The organism is Paracoccus aestuarii (genome assembly GCF_028553885.1).
Lineage (GTDB): Bacteria > Pseudomonadota > Alphaproteobacteria > Rhodobacterales > Rhodobacteraceae > Paracoccus > Paracoccus aestuarii.
In genome coordinates, this window is record NZ_CP067169.1 from 2,517,857 (window position 1) to 2,529,036 (window position 11,180).

General features: G+C 67.6%; 9 protein-coding genes. 4 read left to right on the forward strand and 5 right to left on the reverse strand.

Translation table 11 applies throughout. The features are described from left to right. Positions 1-45: 45 nt before the first annotated feature. Entirely contained in the window at positions 46-1,878 is a 1,833-nt protein-coding gene (locus tag JHW48_RS12815; protein ID WP_205961979.1) for an ABC transporter ATP-binding protein, read from the reverse strand. Positions 1,879-2,132: 254 nt separating this feature from the next. On the opposite strand from JHW48_RS12815, the gene JHW48_RS12820 reads away from it, so the two are divergent. The 3 genes from JHW48_RS12820 (at position 2,133) to JHW48_RS12830 (ending at position 5,883) form a co-directional block, all read left to right on the forward strand. Then, on the forward strand, positions 2,133-3,836 hold the full coding sequence (locus JHW48_RS12820; RefSeq protein ID WP_119887532.1) for a peptide ABC transporter substrate-binding protein: 1,704 nt from the start codon (positions 2,133-2,135) through the stop codon (positions 3,834-3,836). 71 nt (positions 3,837-3,907) lie between these two features. Continuing rightward, positions 3,908-4,915, forward strand: a complete 1,008-nt coding sequence (locus tag JHW48_RS12825; protein ID WP_119887533.1) for an ABC transporter permease — start codon at positions 3,908-3,910, stop codon at positions 4,913-4,915. Between the two features lie 5 nt (positions 4,916-4,920). Next, positions 4,921-5,883 carry an ABC transporter permease gene (locus JHW48_RS12830; protein WP_419182388.1) on the forward strand — a complete coding sequence of 321 codons (963 nt, stop codon included), beginning with the start codon at positions 4,921-4,923 and terminating at the stop codon, positions 5,881-5,883. A gap of 91 nt (positions 5,884-5,974) precedes the next feature. On the opposite strand, the gene JHW48_RS12835 is transcribed toward JHW48_RS12830, so the two are convergent. From JHW48_RS12835 to JHW48_RS12850, 4 genes are read right to left on the reverse strand one after another with little or no spacing between them, the layout of a single operon-like run. After that, positions 5,975-8,311, reverse strand: a complete 2,337-nt coding sequence (locus tag JHW48_RS12835; protein WP_119887506.1) for an aldehyde dehydrogenase family protein — start codon at positions 8,309-8,311, stop codon at positions 5,975-5,977. A gap of 7 nt (positions 8,312-8,318) precedes the next feature. Continuing rightward, positions 8,319-9,257 carry a deoxyribose-phosphate aldolase gene (deoC, locus tag JHW48_RS12840; RefSeq protein WP_119887499.1) on the reverse strand — a complete coding sequence of 313 codons (939 nt, stop codon included), beginning with the start codon at positions 9,255-9,257 and terminating at the stop codon, positions 8,319-8,321. Continuing rightward, positions 9,254-9,823, reverse strand: a complete 570-nt coding sequence (locus JHW48_RS12845; protein ID WP_119887500.1) for a DUF1523 family protein — start codon at positions 9,821-9,823, stop codon at positions 9,254-9,256. Before JHW48_RS12845 ends, deoC begins: the two co-directional genes overlap by 4 nt. Before the next feature lie 8 nt (positions 9,824-9,831). Beyond that, complete coding sequence (locus JHW48_RS12850; RefSeq protein WP_119887501.1) at positions 9,832-10,110, reverse strand: hypothetical protein; 279 nt, start codon at positions 10,108-10,110, stop codon at positions 9,832-9,834. A gap of 141 nt (positions 10,111-10,251) precedes the next feature. On the opposite strand from JHW48_RS12850, the gene JHW48_RS12855 reads away from it, so the two are divergent. Then, positions 10,252-11,172 (forward strand): cation diffusion facilitator family transporter, encoded by a 921-nt coding sequence (locus tag JHW48_RS12855; protein WP_119887502.1) that lies wholly within the window; start codon positions 10,252-10,254, stop codon positions 11,170-11,172. Positions 11,173-11,180 lie beyond the last annotated feature (8 nt).

The following is an 11,180-nucleotide window of genomic DNA, read 5'->3' on the forward strand; positions in this document are numbered from 1 at the left end:
TGGCGATTTCCTGCATCATCTGCAAGAGGCGGCGGGGGCACCGCCTCAGGAATGCGTCACGGGATCGACCAGCACCCGATGGCCCGGCGCGACCTCGCGATAGACGGAAGGCGGCGCGCGGTAATCCGACGGGTGGATGGGCGAGGGGATGGGGCGAAAGTTCAGATCCTCGCTGATCTTGCGCTGGCGCGGATCGGCGACGGGGACGGCGGACATCAGTTGGCGGGTATAGCTGTGCTGGGGGTTCTCGAAGACCTGCTGCCGGGTGCCCATCTCGACGATGCGGCCCAGATACATGACGCCGACATGGTGGCTGACGCGTTCCACCACCGCCATGTCATGGCTGATGAACAGCATCGAGATGCCCAGATCCTGTTGCAGCTCCATCAGCAGGTTCAGGACCTGCGCCTGCACCGACACGTCCAGCGCGGACACGGCCTCGTCGGCGATGATCAGCCTGGGGTTCAGCGCCAGGGCACGGGCGATGGCGATGCGCTGGCGCTGGCCGCCCGACATCTCGTGCGGATAGCGGCGCATGAAGCTGCGCGGCAGCTCCACCCGGTCGAACAGGGCGGCAATCCGGTCCTTGCGCTCGGACCGCGTGCCGATGCCGTAATTCTCCAGCGGTTCGGCCACCTGGTCATAGAGCGTCATATGCGGATCGAGGCTGGCGAAGGGGTCCTGAAAGATCATCTGCATCTCGCGCCGCGCGCGGCGCAGGTCGCGCGGCGACAGGGCCAAGAGGTCGGTGCCGCCGAGATCCACGCTGCCCGATTCGGGTTCGACCAGGCGCAGGATCGACCGGCCGCAGGTGGATTTCCCGCAGCCCGATTCGCCCACCAGCGACAGCGTCTCGCCCGCGTTGAGCGTGAAGCTGACATCCTCGACCGCATGGACGCGGGCCACGGTGCGGCGCAGCAGCCCGCCCTTGACGTTGAACCGCGTGGTCAGGTTCCTGACCGTCAGCAGGGGTTTGGGGTCGGCCACGATGATCGGCTCGGGCGCGCCATGGGTTCCGTCATGCATCAGGCGCAGGCGTTCGGGGGCGGGCTTGCCGGTCATCTCGCCCAGGCGCGGCACGGCGGCCAGCAGCATCCGGGTGTAATCCTCGCGCGGGCTTTCGAAGATCTGGGTGACGGGGCCTTCCTCGACCTTGTCGCCGCGATACATGACCACGACGCGGTCTGCCATCTGCGCGACCACCGCCATGTCATGGGTGATGAAAAGAACGGCAATCTGTTTTTCCCGCTTCAGCCGGTCGATCAGGGCCAGGATCTCGGCCTGGATGGTCACGTCCAGCGCGGTCGTCGGCTCGTCGCAGATCAGCAGGCGCGGCTCGCAGGCCATGGCGATGGCGATGACGACGCGCTGGCGCATGCCGCCCGACAGCTCGTGCGGATACTGGTCCATGCGGCGCTCGGGTTCGGGAATGCGGACCTGGCGGAGGATCTCCAATGCGCGGGCGCGGGCTTGGGATTTCTTCAGCCCGCGATGGGCGATCAGCCCCTCGGTCAGCTGGTCGCCGACGGTGAAGACCGGGTTCAGCGCGGTCATCGGCTCCTGAAAGATCATGCCGATCTGGTTGCCGCGGATGTCGCGCATGGTGGCGCTGGACTGACGGGCCAGGTCGATGGGCTTGCCGTCGCCCGGATCGAACATCAGGCTGCCGCCCGCGATGGTGCCGCCGCCATATTCCACCAGCCGCATCAAGGACAGCGAACTGACCGATTTCCCCGACCCGGATTCCCCCACCACGCAGACGCATTCGCCGGGATTGATGGTGAAGCTGACATCCTTGACGCCGACCACGACGCCGTCGCCGGTCTCGAATTCGACCCGCAATTTGTCGATGGAAACAAGTGGTTTGTCGTCCAGCATCAGGCGCCCCCGGTCATGGTCAGGCCATCACGCTAGACGCTGCCCCGAAAAAGTCAAAGCCCCAAACGGGGACGCCGCGGGGTCGCGATGGGTCTTGCTTTCGGCGCGGGCTTCATCTGAAGATATGCCCATTCCGCAGGGACGACACGAACGACAAGAACCGACCGGACAACCGGGACAGACAACATGACCGGCCCCCGAAGGCCGGAGGTGGCGTGGACCCCGCGGGCCGCAACACCCAACAGGAGAGTGCAATGAAACTGAGAACCGTTCTGATGGGCGCCGCCGCCAGCATGGCGATGGCCCCCGCTGCCTTCGCCGAGCGCGGCAGCGACGGTCAGCTGAGCCTGATCCTCTGGCAGGCGCCGTCCACGATGAACCCCTATCTGTCGGGCGGCACCAAGGAGATGATCGCCTCCAGCCTGACGCTGGAGCCGCTGGCGGGCTATGACCCGGACGGCAACATCTATCCGCGCCTGGCCGCCGAGATCCCGTCGATCGAGAATGGCGGCATCGCCGAGGACATGACCTCGGTCACCTGGAAGCTGCGCGAGGGCGTGAAATGGTCCGACGGCACCGATTTCACCGCCGATGACGTGGTCTTCACCGCCGAATACTGCATGCATCCCGAAGGCGGCTGTTCCCAGCTGGCCAAGTTCGAGGGCGTGGAATCGGTCGAGGCGGTGGACGACCTGACCGTGCGCATCACCTTCACCGGCCCCCGGCCCGACCCCTTCACCACCTTTGTCGGATCGCAGTCGCCGATCATCCAGAAGGCCCAGTTCGAGGCCTGCCTGGGGGCCGATGCGCCGACCTGCACCGACCAGAACTTCAGCCCCGTGGGCACCGGCGGCTTCCGCGTGACCCAGTTCCTGACCAATGACACGATCAGCCTGGAGGCCAATCCCGAATATCGCGACCCGGCCAAGCCCGCCTTCGCGACCGTGCTGGTCAAGGGCGGCGGCGACGCCGCCGGCGCCGCGCGATCCGTGCTGGAGACGGGCGAATTCGACTATGCCTGGAACACCCAGCTGGCCCCCGACGTCATCGCCGGGATGGAGGCCGCCGGCCGTGGCCAGGTCAGCGCCGCCTTCGGCAGCCTCGTGGAACGGCTGCACATCAACCTGACCGACCCCTCCTCCTCGCTGCCCGAGGGCGAGCGGTCCACCGCCCAGCACCCGCATCCCTTCCTGACCGATCCGGCGGTGCGCCAGGCCCTGTCCATGGCCATCGACCGCGAATTGCTGGTCGAGATCGGCTATGGCGCGGCCGGCCAGCCGACCTGCAACTATGTCCCCGCCCCGGAGGCCTGGGCATCCGACAACACCGACTGCCTGACCCAGGACATCGAGGGCGCCAACGCGCTGCTGGACGAGGCCGGTTGGGAACGCCAAGGCAACGGCATCCGCGCCAAGGACGGGGTCGAGCTGCGCATGCTCTATCAGACCTCGGTCAATGCGGTGCGCCAGGACTTCCAGGCGCTGATCAAGCAGTGGTGGTCCGAGATCGGCGTCGAGACCGAGCTGAAGACCGTGGACGCCTCGATCTTCTTCGGATCGGATGCGGGCTCGCCCGACACGCTGCAGAAGTTCTATGCCGATGTGCAGATGTATGCCGACAACTTCGACGGGGTGAACCCGACCCCCTACCTGTCCAAGCATACCTGCAACAAGGCGCCCTCGCCCGCGAACCAGTGGCAGGGCGAAGGCATCAGCCGCTTCTGCGACGAGGAATACGACCGCCTCGTGGCCGAGATCGGCACCATCTCGGATGCGGATGAACGCGCCGAGATGGGCCGCCGGATGAACGACATGCTGACCAAGGACAGCAATGTCATCATCCCGCTGGTCTATCGCGGCACGGCATCGGCGCATTCCAACTCGCTCGGCGGCGTTCAGCTGAATGCCTGGGACAGCGAGATCTGGAACACCGCCGACTGGTACCGCATCCAGCAATAAGCACGCCAGCCGCCCCGGTCCCCGCACCGGGGCGGCATCCCGAGGCGCTGCGACAGACGGACAAGGGGCCCATGCTGAATTTCACGATCCGCCGGCTGCTGCTGGCGATACCGACATTGCTGTTCATCTCTCTGGTGATCTTCCTGCTTCTGGAGGCGTCGCCGGGCGATCCCTTGGGCGACGTGCCGCTGACCGTCCCGCCCGAGGTGCGCGAACGCATGCGCGCGGCCCTGGGCCTGGGCGAGCCGTGGTTCGTGCGCTACCTGCTGTGGCTGAAGCAGTTCTTCTGGGTCGAGCCGCTTCACTGGACCGACCGCTGGTTCGGCACCAGCTTTAGCGAGGGGATGCAGCGCATCATCAGCTTTCAGTCGCGCAGCCCGGTCTTCGACGTGATCGCGCAGCGCCTGCCCCAGACCCTGACCGTCGTGGGCATGTCCTATGTGGTGGGCATCCTGATCGCGGTGCCCATCGGCATCCTGTCGGCCTATCGGCAATACAGCCTGTTCGATCAGATCGGGACGTTCATCTCGATGATCGGCTTCTCGATGCCGACCTTCTTCACCGGGGTCGTGCTCATCATCGTCTTCGCGGTAAACCTGCAATGGTTCCCCTCGGTCTATGACACGACGCTGGTCGTGCGGGACTGGGACAGCTTTCTGGCGCAGGCCCGACAGATGGTGATGCCGGTCACGGTGCTGGCGCTCTACAACGCGGCGCAGATCAGCCGCTTCATGCGGTCCTCGATGCTGGACAATCTGGGCCAGGACTATATCCGCACCGCCCGCGCCAAGGGCCTGTCGGAACGCAAGGTGGTGCTGAAACACGCGCTGAGAAACAGCCTGATCCCGGTGGTGACGGTCATCGCGCTTGGCCTGCCCGCGGTCTTCGGCGGCGCGATCATCACCGAACAGGTGTTCCGCGTGAACGGGCTGGGGCAGCTGCTGATCTCGTCCATCTATGCCAATGACATCCCGATGGTGCTGACGCTGACCTTCATCTTCGCCATCCTGATCGTCACCTTCACCCTGATCGCAGACATCCTCTACGGGGTGCTGGACCCGAGGATTCGCTATGACTGATCCCAATGCAGACGCCCTGCGCGCAAGCGCGGGCAACGCCGCCGTCCCCGAGGCCGCCAGCCCCCCGTGGCCCCTCCCCGGCCCAGGTCGAGACCCGCAGCCAATGGTCCGACGTCTGGCGCCAGTTCCGCAGCCATCGCGGGGCGATGGTGGCGCTGGTGATCTTCGTGTCGATCATCCTCTTCGTGTCGATCGGGCCGCTGATCTGGCGGATCGACCCGACCTATGTGGACATCCGGGCGCGCAATTCGGGCTTTTCGCTGGCCCATCCCCTGGGCACGGACCAGCTGGGCCGGGACCTTCTGGCGCGGCTGATGGCGGGGGGCCAGGTCTCGATCGCGGTGGGACTGACGGCGATGATCATCGCGATCCTGCTGGGCAGCCTGATCGGCGTGCTGTCGGGCTTCTTCCGCCGGCTGGACGCGCCCCTGATGCGCATGACCGAACTGTTCCTGGCCCTGCCCCTGCTGCCGCTGCTTCTGCTGATGGTGACGCTCTTCCGCGAGCCGCTGTCCCAGAACTTCGGCTCCGCCTTCGGGGTGTTCCTGCTGATCGTGACGGCCATCGGCGCGACCAGCTGGATGCAGGCCGCCCGCATCGTCCGGGGCGAGGTGCTGGGCCTCAAGGAACGCGAATTCATCCTGGCCGCCCGCTCCATCGGGACGCCATCGCACCGGATGATCACGCGCCACATCCTGCCCAACGTGCTGTCGCCGATCATGGTCGCGGCCACCTTGGGCATCGCCACCGCGATCATCACCGAAAGCGCGCTGTCCTTTCTGGGCCTGGGCTTTCCGCCCGACTTCCCGACCTGGGGGCGGCTCCTGTTCGACGCGGTCGACCAGATGCAGCTCTATCCCTGGCGGGTGATCTTTCCGGGGCTGATGATCTCGCTGACCGTGCTCTGCGTGAACTATATCGGCGACGGTCTGCGCGACGCGATGGATCCCCGCATCCGGGGCCGCTAGACCGCCCCGGCCGCCTCTCCGTTGCGCAAATACCCTCGGGGGGTGAATTGGCCGCAGGCCAAGAGGGGGGCCGAAGGCCCCCCTTCCCCGTTCAATAGGCCGCCGACCCGCTGCCGGCAGGCAGCGCGCCATAGGGCAGCCAGATCGTCTTCGACCGCACAGCCCGGTGCAGGAAGACCTCGCCCTGCGCATCCGGCCCGGTCCAGTCGCGGGACGGCACCGCCCAGACAGGCTTCAGGTTGCCCGAAGCCGCCCGGTCCACCACGGCCAGGTCATCCGCCCCCCCGCCATGCCAATAGGCCGCGACAACCTCATGCGCGGCCAAGGTTGGGGCCAGATCCGCCCGCGCCCCCGTGACGATATTTACGACGCCCCCCGGCAGGTCCGAGGTGTCGAAGACCTGATAGAGGTCCGTCACCGCCAGCGGATCGTCCTGCGCCGGGATGGCCACCACCGCATTGCCCATCGCGATCGCCGGCAGGACCAGCGACAGGAAACCCGCCAAGGGCTGGGCATTCGGACAGGCGATGCCGATGACGCCGTAGGGCTCGGGGATCACGGTAACCAGATGGCCGGGCTTGGCCGCGACCGTCCTGCCGTCCAGCTTGTCGGCCCAGGCCGCATAGTGAAAGGCCCGGGCGATGGCCGCATCGACCTCGGCCCGGCCGCTGCGCGCGGCGAATTCATCCGCGCGCACAGCCAGGTTCTCGGCGATGTAATAGAGGACCTGCGCGCGCGCATGCCCGCCCATCGCGGCCCATTTCCCGGCCTTGGTCGCGGCCTCGACGGCGTTCCGGATGTCCTTGCGGCCGCCCAAGGGGGCCAGCCCGCCCGGCACCGCATACATCGCGCCACCATCGGGCCGCTTCTGCGCCCCGCCGTAATAGAGCTTGGCCGTCCGGTCGATCCCGCCGGACCCGGGCGCCTCGGCCCCGGTCACGGCATCGGGGCGGGTGGGCGCGGTCTCGGGGGCTGCCTCGACCGCGGGGGCCGCCAGATAGTCCAGCATCCCCGCCGCACCGCCTTCGCGGCCATAGCCGCTTTCGCGACAGCCCCCGAAGGGTGCGGCCGCATCGAACAGGTTCGCGGCATTGATCCAGACCACCCCGGCCTTGATCCGCGCGGCCAGATCCGTGGCCACCGTCGCGCTTTCCGACCAGACCGAGGCCGCCAGCCCGTAGCGGGTGTTGTTGGCCAGCTCGACCGCCTCATCGGCGGTGCGGAAGGTGGACAGCGTCGCGATGGGGCCGAAGATCTCCTGCTCCATGCCCGGATTGGCGGGGGCGATGTCGCGCAGGTAACCGGGCGCGATGAAGCATCCCTCCTGCGCCTCGCCGCCCACCAGTTCGGCCCCGGCATCGGTCGCGGCGCGGCAGATGGACAGGATGCGGTCCTTCTGGACCGGATCGACGATGGCGCCGATATCGGTGGACTTGTCCAAGGGCGGGCCGACGCGCAGACGCGCCATCCGGGCGCGCATCAGTGCCTCGAACCGCTCCGCCACGGATTCGGCGACCAGGATGCGCGATCCCGCGCAGCAGACCTGGCCCTGGTTGAACCAGATGCCGTCCACCACGCCCTCGACGGCGGCGTCCAGATCGGCATCCTCCATGACGACGAAGGGCGATTTGCCGCCCAGCTCCAGCGTCAGCTTGCGCCCCGTCCCGGCCAGGGCGGTGGCGATGCCGCGCCCGACCTCGGTCGATCCGGTGAAGGCGATCTTGTCGACCTCGGCCGCGACCAGTGCCGCACCCGTCGCGCCGTCGCCGGTCACGATGTTCACGACGCCCTTGGGCAGGCCGATCTCGCGGCAGATCTCGGCGAAGGCCAGGGCGGTCAGCGGGGTGTATTCGGCGGGCTTCAGAACGACTGTGTTGCCCGCGGCCAGCGCCGGCGCGATCTTCCAGGCCAGCATCAGCAGCGGAAAATTCCACGGGATGATCTGGCCGCAGACGCCCAAGGGCGCATGGCCCGGGAACTGCGCATCCCGCAGCTCGGCCCAGCCTGCATGGTGGTAGAAATGCCGCGCGACCAGCGGCACGTCGATGTCGCGCGCCTCGCGGATGGGCTTGCCGTTGTCCAGCGTCTCCAGGACCGACAGGAAGCGTTCGCGTTTCTGCACATGCCGCGCCAGCGCATAGAGGAACCGCGCCCGCGCATGGCCGGTCAGCGCGGCCCAGCCCGGCTGCGCGCGGCGGGCGGCGGCGACGGCGGCGGCCACGTCATCGGGGCCGCCTTGGGCCACATGGGCCAGCAGATCGCCGGTAGCGGGGTCGCGGGTCTCGAAGGTCTCGGCGGGATCGGTGAAATCCCCGTCGATGAAATGGCCGAACGTCCCCCGCGCGGCCAGCCAGTCGCGCGCGGCGGCGCTGTCCTCGACCGAGGGGCCGTATTCCATCGTCTGCATGATCTCGCTCACTCTGGTCATCGGATCCTCAGGCAATCGCTTGGCGGTGGGCGGCCGCATAGCGGCCCGTCACATGGTGGCTGATCTGGCGTTCGATATCGCCCAGCAGGCTGGAGGCGCCGATGCGGAACAGGTCCGGGGCCAGCCAGTCGCGGCCCAGTTCCTCGGCCATCAGCACCTGCCAGCTGATCGCGTCCTTGGCGGTGCGCAGGCCGCCCGCAGGCTTGAAGCCCACCTTGATGCCGGTCCGGGCGTGGAAGTCGCGGATCGTGCGGACCATGACCAGGCTGACGGGCAGGGTGGCGTTCACGCCCTCCTTGCCGGTCGAGGTCTTGATCCAGTCCGACCCGGCCTGCATCGCCACATGGCTGGCGCGGGCGACATTCTCCAGCGATTTCAGATCGCCGGTGGCCAGGATCGCCTTCATCCGCGCCGCGCCGCAGGCCTCGCGCATGGCGCGCAATTCGTCATAGAGCGCCGTCCAGTTGCCCTGCAGCACATGGGCGCGGGTGATGACAATGTCGATCTCGTCCGCGCCCTGGTCGACGGCATAGCGGATCTCGGCCAGGCGCAGGTCCAAGGGCATCAGGCCCGCGGGAAAGCCCGTCGCCACGCTGGCCACGGGGATGCCGCTGTTGCCGAGCGCGCGTTTCGCAGGCGCGACCATCGTCGGATAGACGCAGACCGCGCCGGTGGTCAGCCCGGTGACGCCCACGGCCTCCAGCAGATCGGCGGCGATGGGCTGGCGCGCCTTGGCGCAAAGCCGCGCGACCCGGTCGGGCGTGTCATCGCCTGCCAGCGTGGTCAGGTCGATGCAGCGCACGGCATTCAGCAGCCAGGCGGCCTGATGGTCCTTCTTCAGGCTGCGCCGCGCGGGCAGGGTCGCCGCGCGGCGTTCGACGGCGGGGGTGTTGATGCGGATGCCCTCGAACCAGTCGGGGCGCAGGTCGGTGCCGGGATTGCTCACGGGTTCCTCCGGTCAAGGCGGGTCAGGCTGCGGCGGCGGAACTGGTTCCACATGCGCCAGATCAGGACCAGCAGGGCCAGCAGCACCCCGCAGACGATCAGCGCGGCCCAGTTCACGGGCCGGTCGCCCGGCCCCGCCACGGTGTTGATGGAAATGGCGTTGGGATAGGTGGACAGCCACGGCATCCGCCAGCCATAGGCGGTGACGCTGACCCAGATCGGGTTCTGGGCCGAGGATTGCAGATTGGTGGCCTCGGCATGCAGGTTCGCGCTGTCATACTTGAAATAGGGCGGCCAGACCCAGCCCGTATCCTCGTTGCGATAGACGAAGACGCGGCCGTTCGGGCGCACCGTGTCGATGAAGCGCACATCGCGCTGGCCTTGGGCGTTTTCGACCGTGCCGGTGCTGTCGGACGCCCAGAAGATCTGGGCCGAGGGCGGGATCGTCGTCAGCCGGTTATAGGTGTTGCTGATCCGCACCGTGTTCTGGGACGGCAGGACATAGTCCAGCAGCGCGAACACCATGACACCGAACAGGACGCCGATCACGACGCGCAGATAATACATGGCCTCTCCTATCGCCAGTTGACCAGGATGATGATGGTCAGCACCGCCGCCGTCGGCAGCACGAAGACCAGAAGCGTCAGCCGCGCGCGCAGCGTCCGGTTGAAGCCCCGCATCGACTTGGCGATGAACGCCCGCCGCGCGGCGCTGTTCCCCGCCTGGTCGGGATGCCGGGCATCCCACCGGTTCTCCAGCCGTTCGACCTTGCGCGACCGGACATAGAGCCGCAGCGCCACATAGAAGGCCAGCTGCACCGCCAGCATGAACAGCCACAGCCTGATCAGCGCCACGGATGCCCCCCTCTGTCGTCGCGACCCCAAGGTTAGCACGGGGGCCGCGACAGGGGCCAGATGTCGCGTCGCGTCACCGGGCCCCCGGCGTGCAACCCTTTGACGGGGCCGGGCGTTTCCCGCGCGAAAGGGGTCCCGCACATGACCGAGCAGCAGGTTCTGAGACAATCCATCGCCATGGTCTTCGTCGTGGCGGCGGCGGGGATCGGCTTTGGCCTGGCATCGGGATCGGCCTCGATCGTCTTCGACGGCATCTATTCGCTGACCGATGCGGTGATGACCTCGGTCGCGCTGCTCGTCTCCTCGCTGATCACCCAGAGCCTGTCGGAACGCCGCCAAGCGCGGCTGGTCCAGCATTTCACGATGGGATTCTGGCATCTGGAACCGATCGTGCTGGGGCTGAACGGGATGCTGCTGACGGGGGCGGCGATCTATGCGCTGGTCATGGCGGTGGGCAGTCTGATGTCGGGCGGGCGCGAGCTGGATTTCGGCCGCGCCATCATCTATGCGCTGATCGTCGTCGCGGTGGCGGTGACGATGGCTTGGCGCAATCACCGCGCCAACAAGACCATCGGGTCGAATTTCGTGGCGCTGGACGTCAAGGGCTGGACCATGTCGGCGGCGCTGACCGGCGCGCTGCTGGCGGCCTTCGTCTTTGGCTGGGCGATCCAGGGGACGGCGCTGGACCATTGGCCGCCCTATATCGACCCGGCCATCCTGGCGGCGGTCTGTCTGGTGATGATCCCCCTGCCCATCCCGGTGATCCGCCAGGCCTTCGCCGACATCCTGCTGATCACGCCTGCCGACATGAAGGCGCATGTGGACGACGTCGCCCGCCGCGCCCGCGACCGCCACGGCTTTCTGGACCACCGCGCCTATGTCGCGCGCGTGGGCCGCGGCCGCCAGATCGAACTTTATTTCATCGTCCCCGCAGGCCAGCCGCCCCGCGCGCTGGAGGAATGGGACGCCATCCGCGACGAGATCGGCGACGAGCTGGGCGGCGAAAGCGCCGATCGCTGGCTGACCATCGCCTTCACCACCGACCCCGAATGGGCCGACTGACAGGAGCC

Coding starts and splice junctions, on each gene's coding strand:
- JHW48_RS12815 (WP_205961979.1), bottom strand. CDS start 1,878: ATGCTGGACGACAAACCACTTGTTTCCATCGACAAATTGCGGGTCGAA.
- JHW48_RS12820 (WP_119887532.1), top strand. CDS start 2,133: ATGAAACTGAGAACCGTTCTGATGGGCGCCGCCGCCAGCATGGCGATG.
- JHW48_RS12825 (WP_119887533.1), top strand. CDS start 3,908: ATGCTGAATTTCACGATCCGCCGGCTGCTGCTGGCGATACCGACATTG.
- JHW48_RS12830 (WP_419182388.1), top strand. CDS start 4,921: ATGCAGACGCCCTGCGCGCAAGCGCGGGCAACGCCGCCGTCCCCGAGG.
- JHW48_RS12835 (WP_119887506.1), bottom strand. CDS start 8,311: ATGACCAGAGTGAGCGAGATCATGCAGACGATGGAATACGGCCCCTCG.
- JHW48_RS12845 (WP_119887500.1), bottom strand. CDS start 9,823: ATGTATTATCTGCGCGTCGTGATCGGCGTCCTGTTCGGTGTCATGGTG.
- JHW48_RS12855 (WP_119887502.1), top strand. CDS start 10,252: ATGACCGAGCAGCAGGTTCTGAGACAATCCATCGCCATGGTCTTCGTC.